This is a genomic window from Clostridium sp. UBA6640 (assembly GCF_002455975.1).
Classification (GTDB): domain Bacteria; phylum Bacillota; class Clostridia; order Clostridiales; family Clostridiaceae; genus Clostridium_J.
This window is the reverse complement of sequence record NZ_DKLM01000083.1, coordinates 64432-89729: the sequence shown is the minus strand read 5'-3', so window position 1 is coordinate 89729 and position 25298 is coordinate 64432. Positions and strand designations below refer to the sequence as shown.

Annotated in this window: 21 protein-coding genes and 1 riboswitch; of the genes, 15 read left to right on the top strand and 6 right to left on the bottom strand. The window is 28.7% G+C overall.

Going from position 1 to position 25298, the window contains the following annotated elements; genetic code table 11:
• Positions 1–50 precede the first annotated feature (50 nt).
• Positions 51–3578, bottom strand: coding sequence for a pyruvate:ferredoxin (flavodoxin) oxidoreductase (gene nifJ, locus B2W91_RS09755; protein WP_291580381.1), 3528 nt, complete (start codon positions 3576–3578; stop codon positions 51–53).
• A gap of 208 nt (positions 3579–3786) precedes the next feature.
• On the opposite strand from nifJ, the gene B2W91_RS09750 reads away from it, so the two are divergent.
• From B2W91_RS09750 to B2W91_RS09735, 4 genes are all read left to right on the top strand, one after another.
• On the top strand, positions 3787–4239 hold the full coding sequence (locus B2W91_RS09750; protein ID WP_291580379.1) for a GNAT family N-acetyltransferase: 453 nt from the start codon (positions 3787–3789) through the stop codon (positions 4237–4239).
• Positions 4240–4432: 193 nt separating this feature from the next.
• Positions 4433–4885: a GNAT family N-acetyltransferase gene (locus B2W91_RS09745; RefSeq protein WP_291580378.1), complete on the top strand. Its 453-nt coding sequence runs from the start codon at positions 4433–4435 to the stop codon at positions 4883–4885.
• A 479-nt stretch (positions 4886–5364) separates the two neighbouring features.
• Positions 5365–6321, top strand: coding sequence for a glycoside hydrolase family 73 protein (locus B2W91_RS09740; RefSeq protein ID WP_414633116.1), 957 nt, complete (start codon positions 5365–5367; stop codon positions 6319–6321).
• Between the two features lie 268 nt (positions 6322–6589).
• On the top strand, positions 6590–7093 hold the full coding sequence (locus B2W91_RS09735; protein WP_291580376.1) for a nitroreductase family protein: 504 nt from the start codon (positions 6590–6592) through the stop codon (positions 7091–7093).
• A gap of 188 nt (positions 7094–7281) precedes the next feature.
• Here B2W91_RS09735 and B2W91_RS09730 read toward each other — a convergent pair whose 3' ends face one another.
• Positions 7282–7605 (bottom strand): winged helix-turn-helix transcriptional regulator, encoded by a 324-nt coding sequence (locus B2W91_RS09730; protein WP_291580445.1) that lies wholly within the window; start codon positions 7603–7605, stop codon positions 7282–7284.
• A gap of 224 nt (positions 7606–7829) precedes the next feature.
• Here B2W91_RS09730 and B2W91_RS09725 point away from each other — a divergent pair, with 224 nt between their 5' ends.
• The 4 genes from B2W91_RS09725 (at position 7830) to B2W91_RS09710 (ending at position 11109) form a co-directional block, all read left to right on the top strand.
• Positions 7830–8171, top strand: a complete 342-nt coding sequence (locus tag B2W91_RS09725; protein ID WP_291580375.1) for an ArsR/SmtB family transcription factor — start codon at positions 7830–7832, stop codon at positions 8169–8171.
• 69 nt (positions 8172–8240) lie between these two features.
• The gene (locus B2W91_RS09720; protein WP_291580373.1) at positions 8241–9026 is read left to right on the top strand and encodes an EFR1 family ferrodoxin; all 786 of its coding nucleotides are present in this window, start codon (positions 8241–8243) and stop codon (positions 9024–9026) included.
• Positions 9027–9436: 410 nt separating this feature from the next.
• Complete coding sequence (locus B2W91_RS09715; RefSeq protein ID WP_291580372.1) at positions 9437–10123, top strand: hypothetical protein; 687 nt, start codon at positions 9437–9439, stop codon at positions 10121–10123.
• A gap of 35 nt (positions 10124–10158) precedes the next feature.
• Positions 10159–11109, top strand: coding sequence for a hypothetical protein (locus tag B2W91_RS09710; RefSeq protein ID WP_291580371.1), 951 nt, complete (start codon positions 10159–10161; stop codon positions 11107–11109).
• A gap of 159 nt (positions 11110–11268) precedes the next feature.
• On the opposite strand, the gene B2W91_RS09705 is transcribed toward B2W91_RS09710, so the two are convergent.
• Together B2W91_RS09705 and B2W91_RS09700 are read right to left on the bottom strand one after the other, a co-directional pair.
• Positions 11269–11856, bottom strand: a complete 588-nt coding sequence (locus B2W91_RS09705; RefSeq protein WP_291580370.1) for a TIGR00730 family Rossman fold protein — start codon at positions 11854–11856, stop codon at positions 11269–11271.
• A gap of 101 nt (positions 11857–11957) precedes the next feature.
• Entirely contained in the window at positions 11958–12413 is a 456-nt protein-coding gene (locus B2W91_RS09700; RefSeq protein ID WP_291580369.1) for a DMT family transporter, read from the bottom strand.
• 111 nt (positions 12414–12524) lie between these two features.
• Between B2W91_RS09700 and B2W91_RS09695 the strand changes: the two genes are divergently transcribed.
• From B2W91_RS09695 to B2W91_RS09680, 4 genes are all read left to right on the top strand, one after another.
• Positions 12525–13418 carry a LysR family transcriptional regulator gene (locus B2W91_RS09695; protein ID WP_291580443.1) on the top strand — a complete coding sequence of 298 codons (894 nt, stop codon included), beginning with the start codon at positions 12525–12527 and terminating at the stop codon, positions 13416–13418.
• Between the two features lie 176 nt (positions 13419–13594).
• Complete coding sequence (locus tag B2W91_RS09690; protein WP_291580368.1) at positions 13595–13867, top strand: hypothetical protein; 273 nt, start codon at positions 13595–13597, stop codon at positions 13865–13867.
• Between the two features lie 300 nt (positions 13868–14167).
• Positions 14168–15091: a transposase gene (locus B2W91_RS09685; RefSeq protein ID WP_291580367.1), complete on the top strand. Its 924-nt coding sequence runs from the start codon at positions 14168–14170 to the stop codon at positions 15089–15091.
• 774 nt (positions 15092–15865) lie between these two features.
• Positions 15866–17179 carry a hemolysin family protein gene (locus B2W91_RS09680; protein ID WP_291580365.1) on the top strand — a complete coding sequence of 438 codons (1314 nt, stop codon included), beginning with the start codon at positions 15866–15868 and terminating at the stop codon, positions 17177–17179.
• A 253-nt stretch (positions 17180–17432) separates the two neighbouring features.
• Here B2W91_RS09680 and B2W91_RS09675 read toward each other — a convergent pair whose 3' ends face one another.
• Positions 17433–18542, bottom strand: coding sequence for a DEAD/DEAH box helicase (locus tag B2W91_RS09675; RefSeq protein ID WP_291580363.1), 1110 nt, complete (start codon positions 18540–18542; stop codon positions 17433–17435).
• A gap of 398 nt (positions 18543–18940) precedes the next feature.
• Here B2W91_RS09675 and B2W91_RS09670 point away from each other — a divergent pair, with 398 nt between their 5' ends.
• Positions 18941–19711 carry a TatD family hydrolase gene (locus B2W91_RS09670; protein ID WP_291580362.1) on the top strand — a complete coding sequence of 257 codons (771 nt, stop codon included), beginning with the start codon at positions 18941–18943 and terminating at the stop codon, positions 19709–19711.
• A gap of 277 nt (positions 19712–19988) precedes the next feature.
• On the opposite strand, the gene B2W91_RS09665 is transcribed toward B2W91_RS09670, so the two are convergent.
• Entirely contained in the window at positions 19989–21275 is a 1287-nt protein-coding gene (locus tag B2W91_RS09665) for an O-acetylhomoserine aminocarboxypropyltransferase/cysteine synthase family protein (protein WP_291580361.1), read from the bottom strand.
• A gap of 165 nt (positions 21276–21440) precedes the next feature.
• Positions 21441–21553: riboswitch (SAM riboswitch) on the bottom strand.
• A gap of 358 nt (positions 21554–21911) precedes the next feature.
• On the opposite strand from B2W91_RS09665, the gene B2W91_RS09660 reads away from it, so the two are divergent.
• Positions 21912–22814: a TIM barrel protein gene (locus B2W91_RS09660; RefSeq protein ID WP_291580359.1), complete on the top strand. Its 903-nt coding sequence runs from the start codon at positions 21912–21914 to the stop codon at positions 22812–22814.
• Positions 22815–22834: 20 nt separating this feature from the next.
• Positions 22835–25276, top strand: a complete 2442-nt coding sequence (locus B2W91_RS09655; RefSeq protein WP_291580358.1) for a PEP/pyruvate-binding domain-containing protein — start codon at positions 22835–22837, stop codon at positions 25274–25276.
• Positions 25277–25298 lie beyond the last annotated feature (22 nt).

Below are 25298 nucleotides of genomic sequence, written 5' to 3'. Positions count from 1 at the left end.
ACTTTTGAGTCACAGTACACAAGGTTAGACTTTTTAAAAATTTTAAGTTTTTAATATTGCATTTCTGCTAATCTTCTATAGATATCATATCTCTCACGAGCATGAGTTTCTGATAGTCTAAACAGCTCTTCTGCATTATCAGGGAAAGTTTTCGTTAAAGATGAGTAACGTATTTCGCCAGTGATAAAGTCTCTATAAGATTCTTTAGGCTCCTTAGAATCTAATACAAATGGATTTTTACCTTCATTTTTTAGTAAAGGATTATATCTGTACAGATGCCAATATCCGGATTCTACTGCTTTTCTTTCTTCTGCTATACTAGTTCCCATTCCAGTTTTAATTCCATGGCTTATACAAGGTGCATAAGCAATAATTAATGATGGTCCCTTATAAGCTTCAGCTTCCGTAATAGCTTTAATAGTGTGATTCATATTAGCACCCATAGATATTTGAGTTACATAAACATCTCCATAGCTCATAGCCATTAATCCAAGGTCTTTCTTTCTTAATTTTTTGCCCGCCGCGGCAAATTTAGCTATTGCACTAGTAGGAGTTGCCTTTGAGGACTGTCCTCCCGTATTTGAATATATTTCTGTATCCATTACAAATATATTTACGTCATCACCTAAAGACAATACATGATCTAATCCGCCGTATCCTATATCATATGCCCAGCCATCTCCACCAATTAACCAGTGAGATTTCTTAATTAAATAGTCCTTTTTATTCATTATTTCTTTTAATAAATTAATTTCTTTAAAGTTTTCCTTATTTATAGCTTCTAATATTTTTGTAGTAGCTACTTTTGAAATATCAGCATCATCAATTCCCTCTAACCATTCCGTAAAGGCTTCCTTTAGTTCAGTGCTAATTTCCATTGTTAATGCTTCTTTCATTAGGTCAGCCAATCGTTCTCTCATTTGTTTAACAGCTAGGAACATTCCATATCCATATTCAGCATTATCTTCAAATAATGAATTACCCCAAGAAGGTCCTTTGCCAGCAGCATTTGTAGTATAAGCCATAGATGGTGCGCTAGCTCCCCAAATAGAAGAACAACCTGTAGCATTAGCAATCATCATTCTATCTCCATAAAGTTGAGTTAATAGTTTTATGTAAGGGGTTTCACCACATCCAGGACAAGCACCGTGGAATTCTAATAATGGTTTTGCAAATTGACTTCCTTTTAATGTATGTAAGCTCATTAAACCTTCTTTAGTAGTAATATTATTAATAGCAAATTCAAAGTTTTCACTTTGTTCTTTAATTTGTTCTTCAGCAGGTTTCATTATTAAAGCTTTACCTGGAGCAGGACATATATCTGCACAGTTACTACAGCCAGTACAATCAAGTGGACTTATTTGAATACGATAATGTAAATCTTCAAAGCCTTTACCTAGTGGTTTTTTAGTTACCAAGGTATCTGGTGCCTTTTCTTTTTCTTCATCATTTAGTAAACAAGCTCTTATTACAGCGTGAGGACAAACGTAAGAGCATTGATTACATTGAATACATTTATCAATTTGCCATTCAGGAATCATAACAGCAATACCACGTTTTTCATAAGCTGTTACACCTGGAGGATAAGATCCATCTTCCATACCATTAAAGGCACTGACAGGAAGCTCATCACCTTCATGCCTTGCCATAGGTCTTTCGATTTTTTCAATAAATTCAGGTACTTCTTTTTTAGCTATATTTGTATCCGTGGAATTTGCCCAATTTGTAGGAACGTTGATTTTATGAATTGCTGTTACACCACTATTAATAGCTGCTTTATTTGCTTCTACTATATCTTGACCTTTTTTACCATAAACATTTTCAACAGATTCTTTTAAATATTCTAGTGCTTGTTCTATAGGTATAATATTAGCTAATTTAAAGAATGCAGATTGCATTATCATATTGATTCTAGAGCCTAATCCTAATTCTTCTGCTATAGAAATAGCATCGATTATATAGAATTGAATGTTGTTTTCTGCAATGTATTTTTTTACTGAAGCAGGAAGTTTATCATCTAATTCAGTTTCACTCCAAGGACAGTTTAATACAAAAGTTCCATTTTTCTTTAAACCTTTTAATACATCTATGCTGTATAAAAAGGATTTATTATGACAAGCCACATAGTCTGCTTCATAGACTAGATATGGAGATTTTATTGGTTTGCTACCGAATCTTAAGTGAGATACAGTACTTCCACCAGATTTTTTACTGTCGTAGGAGAAGTAAGCTTGTGAATAGAGATCTGTATTATCACCAATAATTTTAATTGCAGTTTTATTAGCACCAACTGTTCCATCAGACCCTAAGCCATAAAATTTACATCTTATAGTTCCTTCAGGAGTAGTTTCAATTATATCTTCTTCAGGTAAGGAAGTATTAGTAACATCATCTACAATTCCTATAGTAAACCTATCTTTTGGCTCAGTATTTTTAAGATTATTAAATACAGCTAAAATCTGTGATGGCCTGGTGTCCTTAGAAGCTAAACCATATCTTCCGCCAACTATAATAGGTTTATTTGGGTGATTATAAAATAATTTTAATACATCTAAATATAATGGTTCACCTACAGAACCAGGTTCTTTAGTACGATCTAGTACAGCAATTTTTTTAACTGATTTAGGAAGAACTTTAAAGAAATAATCAGGAGAAAATGGTCTATATAGATGTACTTTAAGAACACCTACTTTTTCACCTTTTTTCATTAAATAATCTATAGTTTCTTCTATAGTATCGCAAACAGAACCCATTGCAATAATTATATGCTCTGCATTAGGATCTCCATAGTAATCAAAAGGGTGATATATTCTTCCAGTGATTTTTTCAATCTCTCTCATATAGTTCTCTACTATATCAGGAGTTGCATCATAAAATTTATTTGCAGCTTCTCTTTGTTGAAAGTAGATATCAGGATTTTGAGCTGTTCCTTTAACGGAGGGATGCTCAGGATTTAAAGAACTATCTCTAAAACTTTGTATTGCGTCATAGTCAACAATTTTTGCAATATCATCATAATCTATAACTTCAATCTTTTGATATTCATGAGATGTTCTAAAGCCATCAAAGAAGTGTAAGAAAGGTATTCTTGCTTTAATAGCAGATAAATGAGCAACATTGGCTAAATCCATAACTTCTTGAACATTTGATGAAGCTAAAAGAGCAAATCCTGTTTGTCTTGTAGCCATAACATCTTGATGATCTCCAAAAATTGATAGAGCATGAGTAGCAATTGCACGAGCACTTACATGAAATACTCCAGGCAATAGCTCTCCAGCAATTTTATACATATTAGGAACCATTAAAAGTAATCCTTGAGAAGCAGTATATGTAGTTGTCAGTGCACCAGCCACTAAAGATCCGTGAACAGCACCAGCAGCACCAGCTTCTGATTGCATTTCAACAATCTTAACTGGTTGCCCAAAGATATTTTTTTTACCATGAGCAGACCACTCATCTACCCCTTCAGCCATGGGAGTAGAAGGTGTTATTGGATAAATAGCTGCAACTTCAGTAAAAGCATAAGAAGCTTCAGCAGCAGCTTGATTTCCATCCATGGTTTTCATTTGCTTTGGCATATTGAATTCCTCCTTATTATAATTTAAATAACCCACATTCTTCACTAGTATTTACTAGCAACTAACATTGAATTCATAAATAACACAAATTAATTAATGTTATTCTTTAAAGTGATTTTTTCATAATAATTAGTTAGAATAAAATTAGTAGTTAATAGAATAAAGATCATAGAAAAAGAAATCTATAGTTAGTGAAAGGATAAATAATATGAATCTTAAGTTAGAAGCAAGTATTATGAATAAATCTGAACTTAAAGAGTGTACCAATCTTATGGTGAAAGTTTTTAGCAGTGAACCATGGTTTGACAAGTGGGAGTCAATAGAACATGCAGCTAATTATTTAAAAGAATTTATGGACAATCCTGTATTTATTGGATTTGTGATTAGAAAAAATGACAATATAGTAGGTGCTTGTTTTGGACATACAAGAAGTTGGTATGAAGGTAAAGAATATTATATAGATGAATACTTTATAGATAATGATTTACAAAGCGGTGGTGTGGGGTCAAAATTAATGAACTATATTAAAGAATATGTGGCATCAAAAAGTATTCACTGTATTACGCTGATTACAAAAAAAGATGTTCTAGCTCGTAAATTTTATGAAAAGCATGGCTTTAAATGCAATGAAGATAATATCTTTATGTATAACATTTTTTAGTATAATAAGCATTGAAAATTTGATTAGGAATGATGCTATTGTTGATATAGTTGTGTGAAATGATGATAAAGAAATAATTATAAGTAAAAATATGTTAATAAATACAATAATGGTATAATATTTATGTAAAATGATGCATGTTATGAAATTAGGATTACTAATACAATCTTTTTGTTTGGAAGGAGAATGGGGATTGTTAGAGATAAAGAAAGCAAACAGTGATGATGCTCAATTAATTACTGACATAAAAATAAAATCATACAATAAAGAAATTAATACTTATTTAGGAAGGAATGGAGGCCCTCAAGGATATAATGAGGTGGAGTCTCAAATTTATATTATTAAAAATTTTATTGCTTATAAAATTGAATTAGATAATCAAATTATAGGGGCATTATTTCTTATCCCTTTAGGTGATAATAAGATGAGATTTGAAGATTTTGTAATAGAACCATCATTTCAAGGAAAAGGCTACGGTTATAGAGTAATGGAACTGATTGAAAAAACATATCCAGATATTAATGAATGGCAACTTTCTACACCTGTATTCAGTGTAGGTAATCAACATTTATATGAAAAATTTGGTTATATAGAAGTTTCAAGAAATGAAGATGAAATTGAATATATAAAGAAAATTCAATTGTAAGCAATGTTCTTTAATTAAAAGCTAGTCCAAGTTTGAGTTAAAACTTGGACTAGCTGTATTTAGTGTGTATATATCAACAACTTAGCCTAACAGAGCCTATTTATAAAATCAAAAGAAGCGATAAACGTCGATTCTTTTTTCAAGGATACATATATGTACATAAGGGACGGTTCATAATTATAATCAATTTACTCTTTATCCTGGAAGAAGGTTACAAATTTATTATGAAAAATAATATGTTATATATATTGAATGGCTAGACTATGAAGAGGTTAAGGTGAAAAATATTAAGAAGTATTCAAAATAACAAGGGTTATTATCTTCACCAAATTTTAAAAAATATGTTATAGTATTTGTAATTGAACATTTAGAGCTAATAAATATAATTAAATAATTATGTTTATTAGAATCAATAACTTATGAGGATAACAGTATGGAGGATTTGTATGTGGGGTAACATAGTAAGGCAAAGAAGCAGAATGGTTAATAGGATAAATATAGGCAGACGAAAAAGAAGAAAAAAAACTAACATGTTTGGAAAAATACTTTTTTTAGCTATGCTGATATTTATTTCATATATATCAATAAATTATTTTATTAAAGAGGATAATATCACTTTAAGTGATTCAGAAATAAGTCTTTATATAAATGCAGCTGATGATGTAAGTAGGGGAAAACTTCAAGTTAATTGGAAATACTTAGCTGCTATTGATGGAGTTAGATATAAAAAAGATTTTTCAAAAGCTAATACTGAAAATTTAAAAGAATTAGGTGAAAATTTTTTAGAGAAAGACGGTGCAAGTAATAAAAAAGATACCTATAAACTTATAAATTTGGAAGATATGTTAAATAAGTTATCTTTTAATAAAAAAGAAAAAGAAAAAGTGCATAAATATTTATCTGAGTTAGAACTTACAGGATTAGCAAGTGATAATTTAAGAAAAGATTCTCAATATAGGGCTTTTGTTGAGGAACTTTCTCCTAAAGCCATTGAATTATATAATAAGCACGGAATTCTTCCTTCTATAACAATAGGTCAAGCTATATTAGAATCTGGTTGGGGAAAATCGGATTTAAGTGTTAAAGCAAATAACTTATTTGGGATAAAAGCTGATAGTAGCTGGAAGGGGGAAAGCGTAAGTATGACTACATCAGAATATTATAATGAGGTTATACAAGATAAATTTAGACGGTATAAAAATAAAACAGATTCTTTAGATGACTATGGCAAGTTTCTTGTTGAAAATGATAGATATAAGAAAAACGGACTTTTTGAGGCCACTCAATATATTGGACAAGCTAAAGCGCTTGAGAATGCTGGATACAGTACTAAGCAAGATGAGAATGGAAATAACATATATTCTAATTTATTGATTAATGTAATAAAAGAAAATGATTTACAGCTTATTGATAATGTGGTACAAAGCCAAAAATAATTATTAAAGAAGTATTATTAAAGAAGTAGACAAGATTTCTTTAGTTAAAAAAATTATATAAGGGACGGTTCATAATTATATTCTAAATGATATTATAATATTTTATAAGAATAAAAATGAATCGTCCCTTATATATTAAAAGTGTGGCCCATGGTAGTATTTATGGTATCCAAATAGGTACTATATTACATAATAGTGTCTACTTGATAAAAAATATATAACTGTTAATCTAGTTATATAAGGATACTTATGATAGGAGGTTTATATAATGGAATATTTTGAAGTCATTAAAGAAAGACACAGTGTGAGGTCTTATAAATCTAATGAGGTTGAGCAGGAAAAGCTAGACATGATCTTGGAAGCTGCAAGGTTAGCACCTACCGCTGTGAATTGGCAGGCATTTAAAATTATTGTTATATCTACCAAAGGAAGAGAAGAAGAATTGAAAAAAATATATAAAACAGATTGGTTTGTTGAAGCACCATTAATTCTTGGCGTTTGTTCAATTCCTGAAAAATGTTGGTCAAGAAGAGATGGAAAAAGTTATAGTGATGTAGATGCTGCTATTGTAATGGATCATATAATATTAGCAGCTACGGACTTAGGGCTTGGAACTTGCTGGATTGGTGCATTTGACCCTCAAGCTGCAAGAGATATATTAGAGCTTAATCCTTCGTGGGAACCTATAGCATTTACACCTATAGGATATGCTAAGGAAACAACTTTTAAAAGGGTAAGAAAGTCTATAGAAGATATTGTTGTCTATAAATAATATAGCTAAATCTCAGTATAGGAGTGAGCAATTATATTGGGAACCTTATTTGATGAAACCATGATTAATAAAATGAAAATTAAAAATAGAATTATTCGTTCAGCAATATATATCTTGCAATAAATGCTTTAAAACGACGGGAAATAGATGTATATTTAATCTTTAAAAAAGTTTGAAATCCCCGCTAATTACTGTGGGGATTTGTCATCTTTAACATTTTCACATAAGTGGTCAATATACTCATTTGCCCAATCACACATTAACTGTAATATTGGTACTACACTTTTTCCTAAATCAGAAAGAGAATATTCTACTTTAGGAGGAACTTGTGCATATGCTTTTCTTATTATAAAACCATCATTTTCTAAATCTCTTAATTGCTGCGTTAACATTTTTTGTGTAACTTTAGGTAAAAGCCTTTTAAGCTCACCAAATCTTAATGTTTCTTTTGATAAATGCCATAAAATTAATGATTTCCACTTTCCACCGATTAAATCAATTGTCAATTCCATTGAACATTGATATTCTTTATTTTTTATTTTAACCACAATAAACACCCCTATCTATGGCAGATTGCTAATAGTATCAAATTTAACGCTACTAAACTTAAAGATATGTACTTCCTAAAATATACATTATTATTATATCATGAGAATACAGCAGAGTTAGTATAATAATATTTTAAATAAAGATAATATTGACTTGTGCATCTTAATGCATATATAATAAGAATATGATGAATGATAAAAATTTAAAATGTAATACGGATTGTATAAAAGACATTGAAGAAATCTTTGATAATGAACTGTTTAAAGTATTATCAGAACCTATTAGGTGTGAGATAATCAAATATTTAGCTATTAATGGAGAAAGTGACATAAGCACTATTGCTGGCAATTTTGTTCAAGATCGTTCAGTAATATCTAGACATTTAAATCAAATATACAAGTTAAATTTACTTACTATGAGAAAAGAGGAGAGAAGGACAATTTATAATTTAAATGCTTTAGAGCTTTTAAATAAGTTTGAATTAACCACTGAAAAAATTAGGCTGTTAATAGAAGATTGTAACCCATAGAACTTCAGTGGGTAATTTTCTTGCTACATATGTGCATATGTGCACACTATACCATTTAGGAGGAGTATTATGGCGACAATTTTTTATTTTTCAGGTACTGGAAACTCATTAAACATGGCGAGGAAAATTGCAGAGAAATTGGATGGAAAGTTAATGCCTATAGTAAAGGCAATGGATATTGAGGAATTTAACGACGAGGTCATAGGTATTGTAGTACCTATTTATTGCATGGATATTCCTAATATTGTAAGAGAATTCTTAGAAAAAGTTAAATTCTCAAAGGGAAGTTATATTTTTCAGGTTGTTACCTGTGGTGGTGCGGAAGGCATAGCTTTTAATACTACGAAGAAAATTCTTGAGCAAAAAGGTTTAAAGCTATCCTATGGCTTTACAGCTATTCTTCCAGATAATAGTATAGCTCTACCTACAAAAGAAGAAAAGAAAATAGAATTTCTTAAAAATGAAGAAGATTATATAAATAGCATTATATTAGCTGTAGAAGAAAGAGTTAATAACTCAAATGAGCTCAAAGAAACGATTAAGAATTTGTTCATGAGCAAAGTGCTAAAAAAAGGATTTAATTTTATTTATAAAATTGATAATAAGACTATAGATAAATCAAAGTGTGTAAAATGTGGAATTTGTGAAAAAGTTTGTCCGCTTTCTAATATTTATAAAGAAGGAGAGAATTTCATCATAGGAAATCACTGTGAAAATTGTTTCGCCTGTGCTCAATGGTGTCCAAAGAAAGCAGTTTCCATTGGAAGGCTTAATGTAAACGACAAAACACAGTATACTCATAAAAATATCACTGCCCAAGATATTAGTAATCAAAAAAATGAATATATAGTATAAAAAAGGTTATATGAAGATAATGGTAATTAAATAAGTTTTAATTACAGTTACTCAATATAGCTAGACTATAGTTAGTATAGAAATAATAATATAAAGTAATGTTAAAATAATAAGCTTAAATAAAGAATTCACCGCAAATTTGTGGTGAATTTTTCATTGTTTAAAGTAAATAAATTGCTTACATAAATAGCTTGTTTCTATATATTTACTTAAAGGGTTAAAGTTGTAACTGCAAACATCGAAATATTTAGTATAAAGGTTACTCTTTTCCTAGATAAGCAGTATAAAAAACCATTTTATATTAGTTAATACTAGATTGTAATTTATGATAAAAAAGTCCAATTTTAAAGGCTTTTATATTTATGTATAAACTCTAAATCTAACTAATGAAATTTATTTAGGAGGGTATTATGGAAATAATTTTTGAATATGAGGAAAAGGAATACTTAGCTATTAACACAATATCCGTAATAGGAGATTTTAATAATTATGATCCTATTAAAGGGCAGATGTTAAATGAAAATAATAAATGGAGTTTTAAATGTGTTCTTCCACCAGGTGAACATTATTATAAATTTTTTATTAATGGAGAATTAAGACTTAATGATCCAACAGCTAATGTATATTTACCAGATGATAATGAGGAACTTTGGTCAGTAATTATAATTAATGAACAAGATCAACGACTTTATAATAACACTCAGTACACAACCCATATAGAGAAATACAATATAACTTCTAACATTCATGAAAAAGAATTTGTCGCTAATAAGAAGAATTTTAATATGATACTAGATAAAAAAATAGTGGCAAGATTCCAATTTACTAATGTCACAGGACTACACGCGGTAACAACAGCATGGTATACACCAAAAGGAGAGCTATTTCAAATTACAGAAAATAACTTATTTACATCACAAGAAAATAACGATCCAATAATGATGTGGTTTTGGATGGATTTAGAAGATGAGACATGCAAGTATCATTATGGAACTTGGACAATGAAATTATTCATAGATGGAGAGTTTATTTTAGAAGATCAATTTAATTTACTGGAGGCAAATTCATATTCATCACAAGGGCAACTGACCTATTAGTTAAATTTAATATAAAGTGAGTTATTTATAATATTATGCTGATGCCAATGGTTAAAGACTTTAGTAATACTACGGAAATTGTGCCTACGGAGAAAAAAACAACTAAAAGTTCTGTAGGTAAATTCTTTAAATCAATGTCAGAATCGCTTTCTGTAGCTGCAAATACTGTAAAAAATGTAACAACATCAGTAGCAAATAATGTTAAGAAAACAGCAGTGTCTATAAGTGAAAGTGTTAAAAACACAGCAACTTCAGTTTCAAAAATTGTTAGAGAAACATCAAATGCAGTAAGCGAAAATATAAAAAAGGTTTCTGAATCAGTAACTAATAAAATAACAAAAACTGCCTCACAAATAGCTAGTACAGTTAAACAAGTTACAACCACTGCGCCGGGATTAAAACAAGCAGCTGAAGAGGTTAAGAATTCTGTTACAGCTATCATTAATACGACAGTAAAAACAACAGTATCTGTAAGTGAAGATGTTGTGAATGTAGCAGGTAAAGTTGAACTTTCAGTAGCTAGTATCAAAGCTGTAACAAGTGATCCTAATAGTGGAATTATAAAAAAAGCAGTAGAAACTGTAGGTATTATAAAGATTGGAATAGATTCTGTAAAAGAGCCTATAAAGAAAATACCAAATACTATTTCAACAGCTTATAAAGATATTGAAAAAAATTATGAAAATACTGTAAATAATATTAAAGATTCAATGTCTACTATTAGCACAATTAAAAAAGATATAGTATCAGTTAGCAAAGAGGTAATTTCTACTGCAAAAACTATAGCGACTGAAGTAAAAGAGACAAGTATAAGTATATCTAATACTTTAAAACAGTCTGCATCTGATATCAAAGATACAGTTAGCAAAGGTGTTAACGAAGTGACGCAGGCAGCAAAAGAAGGTTATACAGATTGCAAAAATGAAATTAATGAATCAATAGGTGGTATAAAAAATAATGGTGGAATTAATTCAGTATTAGCTTAAAAATAAATAGTTTAAATTATTTGTAGATAAAAGAAATATATATATTGTTAACTAACTTCCCTTAATATTGTTAACTAACTTCCCTTAATAGGGACGGTTCATAATATATTCTATAAATTATATTACTTTATAAGAATAAAAATGAACCATCCCTTTAATTTATTGTTTAGGACATAACTGATACCATTTATTTTCCATTGTAGGTGGAGTATAGGCTTTCATTTTATCTATCAATGATTCAGGATTATCTGCAACTAAAATAAGCTTCATATTTGACTTATTCATAAAGCCTTCATTATAGGTCTTTTCAAGCATATTTAAAAGAGGATCAAAGAAATTTGAAATATTTAATATACCAATAGGCTTTTTATGAATACCAAGTTGGGCCCAACTTAGTATTTCAAAAAATTCTTCGAAGGTACCAAGACCACCTGGAAGAGCTATAAAACCATCAGAAAGATCAGACATAGTTTGTTTTCTTTGATGCATATTTTCAACTTCAATAAGTTTGGTTAAATTTCGATGAACCATTTCGCCAGAAAAAAGAGCTTTAGGCATAACTCCTATAGCCTTTCCGTTATTTTCTAAAACTTCACTTGATACTTCACCCATAAGTCCTATTTTTGAACCACCATATACCAATTCAATTTCATTTTCTACTAATATTTTCCCCAATAATCTAGCACTTTCTTTGTATTCAGGGCGTAAGCCTAAGTTAGAGCCAGAATAAACGCATATTCTCTTCATTGATATTACCTCCAGTATTTTTAGTTAAAATTTATAATGTTAAAAGATTATCTTGATTATTGCTCATAGGTTATTAGCTAAGAGACAAATATTAATTATAATTAATGAGTTTGAATAATATAAACACCTAAAACTAATACAATAATTCCTAAAATTCTTAATGGATTTATTGTATGAATTGGATTACCAAGCAATCCAAAATGATCAAATATGACAGCAAGAATTATTTGGCCACATATAACAAGGCTAAACATATTAGCAAATCCAATTTTAGGAGAAGTAAATATGTTAGTAAATATATAAAATGCTCCTAATAATCCTCCTGTAAACATCCACCAACTTGTATTTTTAATGTTAATAAAATTTTGTTGTGAACTGGAGCCACTTAATACAGTAAAGGAGAATATTATAATAAGTGCTATAGTTCCTGCAGCAAAGCTAATAAGAGATGAAAGTATAGGACTTCCTATTTTTGACCGAAGTTCTGCATTTATACCTGCCTGTAATGTCAAGGCGAAACCTGATATTAGCGCTAGAAAGTAATATATAAATCTCACAGCATAACCTCCATATCTTTATTATTTGATTAATTTTATAAATTAATTATAATTAATTTGTAGATATAAATAAAATTGATATTTAATATAGGCGGTATACTAAAATTTTATATGTATATTAATCTTGAACTTTATAGAATTTTTTACATCACAGCTAAGTTAGGTAGTATATCTAAGGCGGCAAGAGAACTTTTTACATCCCAGCCAGCTGTTAGCCATTCTATAAAATTGTTAGAAGAAAAATTAGGAGGACAAGTATTCTATAGAACTCCAAAAGGAGTTTCGCTTACAATAGAGGGTGAAGTTTTATTCAAATATATAGAGCAGGGCTATGGGTTTATGCAGACAGCAGAAAGAAAGTTTATGGAGCTTAAAAACCTTAATTTAGGTCAATTAAGAATAGCAGTTTGTAGTACAGTATGCAAATATCACTTAATGAATTATCTAGAAAAATATAAGGAAGAGTTTCCTAATATAAAAATTTATATTACAGATAAGTCTACAAGTAAAATAGTTGAATTGTTAGAATCAGGAGAAATAGATCTTGGAATTATAAATATGAATATCAATAAAAAAGATTCACTTAATATTATAAAAACATTTAAAACACAAGATTGTTTCGTAGTAGGTGAAAAATATAAGCATATTTGTAAAAAACAAATAACTTTAAAGGAACTTACGAATAATTATCCTATTATTTTACTAGAAGATGGTGGCAATTCAAGAGACTATATTGATAAATATTTTAGCTCGAATTCTTTAGTTGCATCGCCAGAGATAGAGTTAAGCAACATGGAATTATTGATTGAATTTGCAAGAAGAGGCTTAGGGGTTTCTTGTGTTATAAAGGATTATATTCAAAATGAGTTAGAAGAAAAACAACTATATGAAGTGCCTGTTAAAGAAAAAATCCCTGAAAGAAATTTAGGAATAGTAACTAAAAAAGATATTTCTACATCCACCGCAGCAGAGAAATTTATTGGGCTTATAAATGACTTACACTAAGGGACGGTTCATTTTTACTCTTATATAATATTCTATATAAGAGTAAAAATGAGCCCTCCATTCAATATTAATAATATATTTTTGTGTTATAGCTACAGAAATCAATATAGCTATTTTATATTTTAGAATAGGAGGAAATTAAAATAAGAGGGGCGATACTTGGAGAGTGTACTTATATGGACGAAATTTTTTTAGCATTTAATAATATGCAATTGAATTATAATTGGCTAATTACAGATTATGAATGCAGCGATTATCCAGATGAAATGATGCCTTATAATAAGGAGTATGTTTGGATTTCTGGAAGGGATTTACGGAGAATTGTATGTGAAAATGAAATACAATTTATATGGGGAGTTTTTTCTGCCTTCTCTAAGGATGTTACCTTGAATGATGTTTTGAAGTACTATTTGCCGTATGCAGATGGAAATCCTGATTTTTGCGTTTAAAATATTAATATGCAACATCCTCTTGCCGAAATAGAAATAGTACCTTGGGATTCATCGCTTGTTTTGTTCATATCAAAGCATGATGAAATTGTAGAATCATTTCTTAACTATTTTCCATATGCTGAAGACTTAATAACACATAATAGTAGAGAATAAAAACATCTAATCAGCTAAGTTTCGATTAAGGGACGGTTCATTAAAATATCATATCCAAACTTTCTAATTATCATATGATAATTTTGTTTAAGGCTTTAAGGAATGGCAATAATTATAAAAAATATGATGATTGGAGGAGTTAAGGTGGCTAGAGTAGCTAGAGTATTAAGTGAAAATGGAATATATCATATTATGACTAGAAGTTTTCCTGATAAACCTTTATTTTACGATGATGAAGATAAAGAAAAAATGCTTCAGATCTTAAAAAAATTGCAGATTGAAGAAAACTTTAAAGTTTATGTTTATTGTTTAATGGATACTCATACCCATTTTTTGATAGATATTAATGGTGGAGATTTAAGTAAAATGATGAAAAAATTCAACTTAAGATATGGAGGATATCTTAGGAAGTGTAAGAAACATAAAGGACCGGTATTTAGAGATAGATATAAAAGCAAACCTATAAATAGTGATGCATACTTAATAGAAGTTTCTAAATATATACATAGAAATCCAGTAGATATAAAAGAATACAAAGAAAAGCCAGAAGAATATACATATTCAAGTTTATCATTATATCTGGGTCTAGAAAAAAATAGATTTAATCTTTGTAATGAAGAATATATAATGAGCTTTTTTGGCAGGAGAAAAAGAAGAGCAAGAGAGAATTACTATAAAACTATGTTTAATGTAGAAAAGGAAAAGCTTAAAGAAATGGAATTTGAAAATGATAAATCAGAATACAGAAGCGAGAAAGTTATTTTACTTAGAAATTGTTCGGAAAGGGAAATAGGCAACTTTGTCTGTGAGAAGACAGGCATTGGGCATGTAGAGTTAAAATTAAAACATAGAAGAAAAAGTAGGGAAGCAAAGGCTATATATGTAGTGTTTTTAACTCAGTTTGGTGGTAAAAGTCAAAAAGAGATATGTAAAACATTAGAAAATATAACACAATCTAATGTATCTGTGCTTTGCAAATACGGAGTAGAACTAATAATTAAAGATAGGTTTTATCAAACTATGTTAGATGAATTAGTAGAAGTTAATCTTCAGAAAATAGCATGTTAATATAAAAAAATATTTTTATATAGTATATTATTATGGTTACGAGAAATAGGACAAGCCTAGAATATTATGATAAAACTTTGATGAAGCCTAAGGTAATAACAAATCTAAATATATGTGATTAATTAAAATAAGCAAGAATTTTAATTTCTATCTAAGGGACGGTTCATAATTATACTCTAAATTAAGCTTTTAATTTTAGAAATAAAAATGAACCGTCCCTTAGATATTAATATGCATAATCCTGAAGATGTTTTAAAAATATCTGATAAAACATTATTTTGGGGAAAAAATGATTATTTAGTAGGATAAACAAAAATATAATCACAGAAGAAAATATTAAAAATATTTTGATGTGACTTCAAAAATAGTATCAGCGCCTCATGAAAATGAAATAACAGCAACTAGTATAGCTATAAAATAATAACTTTATTTTATAATTATGATTTGGCACAAAAAAGCTATGGGTAGAAATTTATAGCTTTTTAGAAAAATTAATATTAAATTTTTTTATATTAATTAGGTTTATACAATTGAAATTATGAAGATAAAATAAAGGCTTATTTTTAATAGTGAGCTTTTATTTATAGTTAATATCTAATGCATGGAAATTAGATGATGTGAATAAATAGATAAGTGATAGTTTGTATTTCATATAGTGATAGTGGGTATATTATAGTTTATATAGTATTAATTTTATAATGAGAAGAGTTAAAATAAAAGTATATAAACATTTATATAATGCTTTATATTACATAAATAGAGGAGAGATTATAATTGGAAGGTGGTCTTGGATCTAGTAATATTATTTTTCAAATTATTCTTGTGGTAATATTAACTTTAATAAATGCATTTTTTTCTTCTGCAGAAATGGCAATAGTATCTATGAATAAAAATAGAATTAAAATATTAGCAGAAGAAGGAAATAAGAAAGCACAATTGCTAGAAAAATTAAATGAAGAGCCCAGCAAATTATTAGCAACGATACAGGTAGGCATTACATTAGCAGGATTTTTCTCAAGTGCTTCTGCCGCTATAGGAATATCTAGTTATTTAAGGAGATATTTATCGCAATTTAATATTCCGTACGTTAATCAAATATCATTAATATCAACTACAATAATAATAGCATATTTAACTTTAGTTTTTGGAGAATTGTATCCAAAAAGAATTGCATTACAAAAATCAGAAACAATTGCAATGCTTTCTATAAAGCCTATATTAATTGTTTCAAAAATCACTGCACCATTTGTAAAACTACTTTCCTTATCGACAAATGTGCTTGTAAAACTGTCAGGATTGAGTACAGAAGATTTGGATGAAAAGATATCAAGAGAGGAACTAAAATCATTAGTTCATGTAGGAAGAGAACATGGTGTTTTTAACGAAACAGAAAGTGAAATGATAAATAGCATCATTGAATTTGATGACACGTTAGCTAAAGAGGTAATGAAACCTAGAACAGAAACATTCTTGTTGAATATAAATACTCCTATAATGGAAGCTTTAGATAAATTATTAAAAGAAAATTATTCAAGAGTACCTGTATATGAAGAAAATCCAGATAATATTATAGGTATTCTATATATGAGAGATATGCTTGCGGAAGCAAAAATAAAAGGGTTTGAAAATATAGAAATAAGGCCAATACTTCGTAAGCCATATTTTGTAATAGAAAACAAGCCTATTGATGATTTGTTTAAGGAATTGCAGGCAAAAAAAATTCATATGGCTGTTTTAATTGATGAATATGGCGGATTTTCAGGTATAGTAACAATAGAAGATTTAATTGAGGAAGTTATGGGAGAAATCAATGATGAGTATGATGAATTAGAATTACTTATTGAAAAAATAGATGACAATACGTTTCTTATCAATGGGCTTCTTTCTCTAAATGATTTTAATAGTTATTTTGATGTAGATCTTGAATGTGAGGATTTTGACACAATTGGTGGATTTTTATTAAATATAATAGGTGGCATACCTGAAACAGATGAAGAAAAATTAGTTGAGTATGAAAATTTATCATTTAAAGTAGAAGAAGTTCTTGATAAACGTATAAGTAAAATAAAAATGTATATAGAAAGATAATTACTATGCATTTATTTTTAGTTAATGAGGTTCGCAAATTTTCGTATATTAAAATCTTCTAATAAGAATGTGAGTTCTGAAAAGTTTTAGTGATAAGTATAAAAAAATCTTTTTATTAAATTATAAATAAAATTGCTTTTATTATATAAATTTATTTATAGTTATTATTCAATGGATGTAGAATGTGTAATGAAAATAAAGATTAAACACAGTTAGAGCCCTAATTTTATAAGGGCTCTTTGTATAAATGAATTTATATGTTTATTTCTCTTCTGGGTATCTTAAATTTTATTGCTCTTTCTATTTCCTCTAAGGTCTTTTCATTTTTTGGATCTATAAATAGACAAGTGTATCCTTCTTCACCAGCTCTTCCAGTTCTACCAATACGGTGTATATAACCTTCAGCATTTTCTGGAATATCATAATTATATATATGAGTAACTCCACTCACATCTAATCCTCTAGCTGCAACATCTGTAGCTATTAAGTACTGAATATCTGCATTTCGAAAAGATTTCATTATTCTTTCACGTTTTGATTGAATTAAATCACCATGTAACTTTTCACATTTAAATCCACGTCTATGAAGTGCTATTTCAAGATCATCAGCCCTTCGCTTAGTTCTGCAAAATATGATAGCCATAAATGGATTATCTTCTTTTAAAACTGCACATAGTGCATCTTGTTTTTTTCTATCTGTGGTTTCTACTACAAATTGTTTAATGTTATTAAGTGTAACTGTTTCTTTTCTTATAGCAACCATTAAAGGATCATTCATATACCTATAGGCCAATTTTTTAACTTGAGAATCCATAGTTGCAGAAAAACAAAGGGTTTGGCGCTTTTTAGGGGTTTCCTTTATGATAGCTTCAACTTCATTTTTGAATCCCATAAATAGCATCTGATCTGCTTCATCTAATACCAAGGTTTTCAATTTGCTAAGATTTACTGTTTTTCTTTTAATATGATCTAAAAGTCTACCAGGAGTTGCAATGATTAGATGGATATTTCCTTTTAATTTCTTAAGTTGTGCTCCTATATCTTTTCCGCCATATGCTGCTAAAATATTTATATCTTTAGCAGCTTTAAGCTTCATGGCTTCCTCAGTTATTTGAATAGCTAGTTCTCTTGTAGGAGACACAATCAAGGCTTGAACTGCATCTATATTAGGCGATATATTTTCAAAGATAGGAAGTAGAAAAGCAAGGGTTTTCCCTGTACCAGTTTGCGCTTCTGCTATAACATCTCTACCTTCTTTAATAAATGCAATGCTTTCTTCTTGAATTGCTGTTGGCTTATTAATGCCTGAATTTTTTAATACAGTTATTATATTTTCACTGATTCCTAAATTTTTAAAACTCATTATTTTTTTACCTTTCATCATTAAGTTATATTTTTATTTATTTAAATCAATTAATAGTATCATATTACTAAAATTAATACTAATAAAAATTATATTATTATTAGTATTAATCCGTATAGCAAATTTCATGTAAGACTAATAAAAAATAAGAAGTTATGTAAAACCATTATTTTTAACATAACTTTTTTATATTTCCTAGAGATTTCAGAAATTAAATGGTATTATAGCATTTTATAAGAATAAAAATGAACCGTCTCTTAAATTTAAATTAAAAATAATGGATGACATAACGGTGTCAGTCATTGTTATTTATAATGAATTTAAAGGATATATTTATTGATTATTTCTTAAAAGTTTCTTAGGATTAGGTTAGATAAAAAATATAGGGAGGAATAAGAATGCTTATAGACAGCCATGCACATTTATATTCAGAAAGATTCGATAGAGATAGAGATAAAATTATTAGAGATTTGAAGGATGATGGTATTGAACTAGTAATATTACCAGGAGCGTCCATTGAAAGTTCAATTGAGGCAGTTTCACTGGCAGCCGAATATGACAATTTATATGCTACTATTGGTGTTCATCCGAATAATTCAGATGAAATGGATTGTGATTCAATTGAAACTTTAAGAAATTTAGCAGGACATAGTAAAGTAATAGCTATAGGTGAATGCGGATTGGATTATCATTATAAAAATTATCAGAAAGAAGTTCAAAAGAAATGGTTTATAGAGCAAATAAGGTTGGCAAAGGAATTGGCATTGCCTGTAGTAGTTCATGATCGTGATGCAAATATTGACACTTATAATATTTTAAAGAAGGAACAGGACGGTAATTTAACTGGAGTACTACATTGTTACTCTGGAGATCTAGAACTTGCAAAAAAATATATTGATATGGGATTTTATATATCTATAGCAGGTCCTGTTACTTATAGAAGTGCTAAAAAACTTCAAGAGGTAGCAAAAGAGATACCTCTTGAATATTTGTTAATTGAAACAGATTCACCTTATTTAACACCTTCAGATCTTGGTCGAAAAAGAAATCAGCCTTCTTACGTAAGATATGTTGCAGGTACAATTGCGCAATTAAGAAAAATACCTTTTGAAAAAGTAGAGATTCAAACAAATAAAAATACGAAGAAAATTTTTAAAATTGATATTTAAAATAATATATTTTTGGAAAATTGGGGACGGTTCATTAAAAATATGAGGTAAGTATTTAAATATTTATTATGAACCGTTCTTTAAACATTAAGTATAATATATAATACAAGCATTTAAAATGAACCGTCCCTTAAAATATAATTTACACACTTTTATTTCACTATTTTTAGATTCTATCTTTATTTAATTATGCCAAAGGAAAATTGCAAAAAATCATTTATTATAACAAAAGGTTTTCTCAACCGTAGATAAGAAAATCTAATTATTCAGATTAATTTTAATCTAATTTTTTTAGTGCTTCATCAAAGTCCTTTATAATGTCTTCAATATCTTCAATTCCTACAGAAATTCTTATTAAATCCGATGTAACCCCTGAAGCTAACTGTTCTTTTTCATTAAGCTGCCTATGAGTTGTACTTGCTGGGTGGATTACTGTAGTTCTAGCATCTCCTAAATGCACCACTAGAGTGGCCAATTTTAAATTTCTAATAAACTGCTTTCCAGCCTCAATTCCTCCTTTCACTCCAAAGGTTAAAATACCACTAGCTCCTTTAGGTAAATATTTTTTAGCTAAAAGATAACTATCATGACTTTCAAGAAGAGGATACTTTACCCAATTGACCTTCTCATGTTTTTCTAAGAATTCTCCTAATTTTAAAGCATTATAGCTGTGTCTTTCCATTCTTAAATGAAGAGTTTCAACTCCTAGATTAAGTAAGAATGCATTAAAAGGGCTGGTGCATGGTCCTAAATCTCTTAATAATTGAACACGAGCTTTTACTATATAGGCGGCATTTTGAAAAGTTTCCGCATACTTAATTCCATGATAGCTTGAATCTGACTCTGTAAAGTCATTATATTTTCCATTTTCCCAGTTGAAATTTCCTCCATCTACTATAATTCCTCCTATGCTAGTTGCATGGCCATCAATATATTTTGTTGTGGAATGAATAACTATATTTGCTCCATGTTTAAGAGGATTACATAAATATGGTGTTGCTAGGGTGTTGTCCACAATAAATGGTACCCCTCTTTTCTTCGCAACTTTAGAGAACTTTTCAAAGTCCAATATATTTAATCCTGGATTTCCTATAGTTTCTCCAAAGATTGCTCTAGTGCTGTCATTAAAGCAATTAAGTAGTTCCTCTTCACTAGAATCAGGATTCACAAAGGTTACATTAATTCCAAACCTTTTTAAGGTCGTCGAGAATAGTGAAAATGTGCCGCCATAAAGTGTTGAGGCAGCCACAATATGATCACCATTTTTACAAACATTTAGTATAGATAGTACTACTGCACTCTGCCCTGATGCTACTGAAAGAGCACCAACTCCACCTTCCAATTCATTAATTTTTTCTTCAAAGGCGGCTACAGTTGGATTACTTATTCTTGAATACATATGCCCTTCTGCCTTTAAATTAAATAATGCAGCTACTTCATCTGGATCATCATACTTATATGTTGTGCTCTGGTATATTGGTAAAATTCTTGGTTCTCCTGATTTTGGACTGTATCCTCCTTGGACACATATTGTTCCCTTGTTAAGATTCAAATTATTTCTCATTATATTTTCTCCCCCTAAATCTATTTATAATGAATTTAATACATTATCAGTTTAATAATGTAATTTATTAAGCATTTTTAAAAATAAAAAAACTGCTCAAATCTTTCGATAAGAAGCAGTTATATGTCTAATAAACAGACTATTAATTTAAATAGTCCACTTCGCTTCTTATCTTTCAGGATATTTCCTGCAGGAATTAGCACATTTCTAGTTTAACGATTTAAACTAGCTGTTGCCGGGTTTCATCGGGCCAGTCCCTCAACCACTCTTGATAAGATTAATCTTTTATTTAATTTTAAAGTTAATTTTATACACATTTATAGAACTTGTCAAGAGAAAATTTTATAAATCATTAATATTATTTTCTCAATATATATTTATATATTAGAGGCGGTTAATTAAAAATATGATATAGGTATTTTAATATTTATTATGAACCGTCACTTAAACATTAAGGATAATATATAAAATACAAGTATTTAAAATGAACCGTCCCTAGAAAAATTCTAAAAGTAAATTATTTAAAATATTGTAATAAATTGTAGGGACAAGTATAATTAAAGGACATTTATTAAATGCAACAATATAAAAAGATGAATTATACAGAATTTATTAAATGAAAGGGGAGCTGTATAGATGTCTACAATAACTAATAGATTTATGATTGATATGTTTGGGAGATTTGATGAGGTTAGATATAACCGTGATTTAAGAGAAGGATTTCTTGGGGTACAAGCTTGTCAATATGAAAGTGAGGAGAAAATATTTAATTTACTTGAGGTGCTTCAAAGCGATAATCTTAAATTAGGAATACATTTTCCACTAAGAGCAAATCAATGGAGATTTAGAGATCCTCAATACTTATCAAAAGATGAAAAACAACGTATGGAATCATTTGAATTTATTGATAAAGAGTTTAAATTTGCAAGTAAATTTAATCCAAATTATGTACTTTTACATTATCCTAAGCCAGTAATTTTAGATGATAGGGTGGATTGGACAAATTGGAGGTTTGCAGATAAATCAGAGTACTATTATGAGTCAGAATATTCTTATAATGGATTTGAAGAAAGAAGTAGAGATTTTTTTAAATGGATATCAAATAAAGCTAAGGAATCAAATATTTCAGTGATATTAGAGTTAGATGCTGTAAATTCATATATTTATAATACAAATCTATTAGAAGAATTATTGAAGCAGTATAGCAATATAAAGCTTTGTTTAGATATAGGTAGACTTCATCTTCAAGAAAAACTCGATAATAATTTTGATTCCTATGGATTCGTGAAAAGATTTGTAAAATATGCAGAAGTAATACACTTATGGAATGTAAAAGTTTCAACTAATCTAGAATATAGTCACTTTCCTATTTTACCTTGTCAAAAACCTTACGAAGGATGGGCAGATATAGAAAGATATATGAAAATAGTTAAGGAGAATAATAATACCTGTAAATTTGTATTTGAACATTGTTCAGATAAGATAACTGATGAAGAATTAGAAGAATGTTATAAATGGATAGAAAGTTTATTAATGTAGTATTGAAAAGGAGTGATAAAATGTTTAAGTTATTAGAAAAGCTATCATTAAGTGACAATGAAAAATATGGACAAAAAGCATGTGTTTTAGGAGAACTAAAAAATAATAAATTTAAAGTGCCAGAAGGTTTTGCGATATCTAATGAGGTATTCATTGAATATTTAAGATATAATAACATTCCCTTTCAAATGGAGCAATGTTTAGCTAATAACGATAAAATATCACAACTTATACTTAAGGGAAATTTCCCAATAAATATAGAAAATAAATTAGAAGAATTATTTAATAATATTAGTAAAAATAAACTAAATGCAAAATACGTAGTTCGATCTTCTTCATTGTGTGAAGATAGTAAGATGCACAGCATGGCTGGAATGTTTGAGTCATTTATAGAATTAAATTCCTTTGAAGATGTAAGAATGGCTATAAAAAAGTGTTATTTATCAGCTTTCACTAATGAGGTATTAGCTTACATTATAAAAAATAACCTTAAAATTGAGCTTTTAAAGATGGGAATAATAGTACAAGAATTTATAGTCGGTGATTATTCAGGAGTAAACTTTTCTGTAGAGACAATAGATATGAATGAAAATTTTATGCATATCAATGCAGTAAATAGTATATGTGATGATTTTGTAAGTGGAAAAATACCTTCTAGTTTGTATTCTATAAGAAAAAAAGATGGTTCAATAGTAGAGAAAAAAATACCGGAAAATACTAATATATTGCCTTTAGAATATATAGAAAATTTATATGAAACTACTTTAAATATAGAAAAATTTATGAAAGAAAAAGTAGATGTTGAATGGACTATAACTGAAGGAGAATTATATGTACTTCAAGTAAGGCCTATTACTACTTTTAGAATAAAAGAATTTCCCATAAACTGGAGTAACCCAGAGGATGAAAAATATACTTGGTTTCTTGAAGATGATAAGCCTTTTTTTCCATTAATGTGCGAACTAATGGAACATGAAGTTTGTGGGTTTAAAGAGAATGCATATTCTGTAGGTCATGAATTTGGGTATCCTGTTATTATTCTACAAAATGGGTATTCATATTATAGAGATAAAGAAGTAAGTAATGCAGAGGAGAAAAGAAGTTTATTTAAATATGAAGTAGATGAATTAACTAAATGTGAAAAAAATATTTTTGAAGATATTTTTTTGCCTAAAATGTTGAAATTAACAAGTTCACTTGATTCCTATGTAAGAGATGATATTTTGCCTAGAGAAGTAAGTAAATTTTTAGATAAAAGTTTAGAATATATGAATTTTACTGCTAAAAATCATTGGAAAGCTGCTTATGGATGCGAATATGTAAAAGAATTTGAAGGCTACTGCAGGGAGATTATTAAAGATTTAAGTCAAGAGGATTTTTATGATTTAGTATTTGAGAAAAGTTTATTGGCTAGAGAAAGAGAGTATTACATATTAATGGCTTCAATTATTAACTCAAAGGATAAAGTTAAAAAGCTATTTGATGAAGTTAGATACGATGAAATTATATATGAGCACCTGAAAATTATTCCTGAAGCTAAGGAAATTTTAGTGTTAATGGATGATTATGTAAAAGAGTATGGCATGTTACAGCTTGATTGCAATACAATAAGCACACGAATAGAACCATCTATAATGGAAAAGCCTTCAACGGTATTAAATTATGTTAGAGGATATCTTGGAGTAGATTCAAGTACTTATATAGAGTCCATTAATAAAAGTCAGCAAAATAAACAATTGGTTAAAAACTTATTTTTAGAAAAATTAGCTGAAGATGAAAAAGAAGATTTCTTAAAAAAGCTCATGTTAGCAGAAAAATCTTACCTATCAAGAGATAATCATCATTGTTATTTTGAACGAAAATCTAATGTATATTTAAGTTTAGCCATATCATCTGCTTCAAAAATATTGAAAGACAATAATCTAATAGTTGATAAAGAAGATATATACTTCTTAAAATTAGATGAAATTAAGTCAGGGTTGCTATACAACTCAAATTTTGTCCATGTAATAGAAGAGAGAAAGAATATATATGAGAAACAAAAACAACTATTACCACCTGAATATATAGGAAAAGAGCCTACTTCACAGAAAGATTTTGATAATAAAGAGGTAGCTTTAGATGAGGGTACTAATTCTATATTAAAAGGCATTCCAGGCCTAAGGAAAAAAGTTATAGGAAAAGTATGTTTAGGTATACCTAATTTAATTAATGAAGATTGTATATTAGTAATACCTTATACCCGTTGTGGGGATATTTTTCCTGTATTAGATAAAGTAAAAGGTGTAATAGTAGAACAGGGCTCACCTTTTGAGCATTTGGGAATTATATTAAGAGAAGTTAATATTCCATGTATATATAATGTAGAAAATGCATGTAAAATATTAAATAATAGTGATGAGGTAGAACTTGATGGTATTAAGGGAGAAATAGTTATTAGGAATAGAAAAGAGAATGCATAATATAAATTTTCCTAATTGAAAT

Bases quoted from the DNA above. Each gene is read 5' to 3' on its own strand.
- B2W91_RS09690 (WP_291580368.1), top strand. From the start codon at position 13,595: ATGGACGAAATTTTTTTAGCATTTAATAATATGCAATTGAATTATAAT.
- B2W91_RS09740 (WP_414633116.1), top strand. From the start codon at position 5,365: ATGGTTAATAGGATAAATATAGGCAGACGAAAAAGAAGAAAAAAAACT.
- B2W91_RS09705 (WP_291580370.1), bottom strand. From the start codon at position 11,856: ATGAAGAGAATATGCGTTTATTCTGGCTCTAACTTAGGCTTACGCCCT.
- B2W91_RS09660 (WP_291580359.1), top strand. From the start codon at position 21,912: ATGTCTACAATAACTAATAGATTTATGATTGATATGTTTGGGAGATTT.
- B2W91_RS09725 (WP_291580375.1), top strand. From the start codon at position 7,830: ATGAATGATAAAAATTTAAAATGTAATACGGATTGTATAAAAGACATT.
- B2W91_RS09665 (WP_291580361.1), bottom strand. From the start codon at position 21,275: ATGAGAAATAATTTGAATCTTAACAAGGGAACAATATGTGTCCAAGGA.
- B2W91_RS09675 (WP_291580363.1), bottom strand. From the start codon at position 18,542: ATGAGTTTTAAAAATTTAGGAATCAGTGAAAATATAATAACTGTATTA.
- B2W91_RS09655 (WP_291580358.1), top strand. From the start codon at position 22,835: ATGTTTAAGTTATTAGAAAAGCTATCATTAAGTGACAATGAAAAATAT.
- B2W91_RS09710 (WP_291580371.1), top strand. From the start codon at position 10,159: ATGCTGATGCCAATGGTTAAAGACTTTAGTAATACTACGGAAATTGTG.
- nifJ (WP_291580381.1), bottom strand. From the start codon at position 3,578: ATGCCAAAGCAAATGAAAACCATGGATGGAAATCAAGCTGCTGCTGAA.
- B2W91_RS09670 (WP_291580362.1), top strand. From the start codon at position 18,941: ATGCTTATAGACAGCCATGCACATTTATATTCAGAAAGATTCGATAGA.
- B2W91_RS09720 (WP_291580373.1), top strand. From the start codon at position 8,241: ATGGCGACAATTTTTTATTTTTCAGGTACTGGAAACTCATTAAACATG.
- B2W91_RS09695 (WP_291580443.1), top strand. From the start codon at position 12,525: ATGTATATTAATCTTGAACTTTATAGAATTTTTTACATCACAGCTAAG.
- B2W91_RS09715 (WP_291580372.1), top strand. From the start codon at position 9,437: ATGGAAATAATTTTTGAATATGAGGAAAAGGAATACTTAGCTATTAAC.
- B2W91_RS09730 (WP_291580445.1), bottom strand. From the start codon at position 7,605: ATGGAATTGACAATTGATTTAATCGGTGGAAAGTGGAAATCATTAATT.
- B2W91_RS09735 (WP_291580376.1), top strand. From the start codon at position 6,590: ATGGAATATTTTGAAGTCATTAAAGAAAGACACAGTGTGAGGTCTTAT.
- B2W91_RS09750 (WP_291580379.1), top strand. From the start codon at position 3,787: ATGAATCTTAAGTTAGAAGCAAGTATTATGAATAAATCTGAACTTAAA.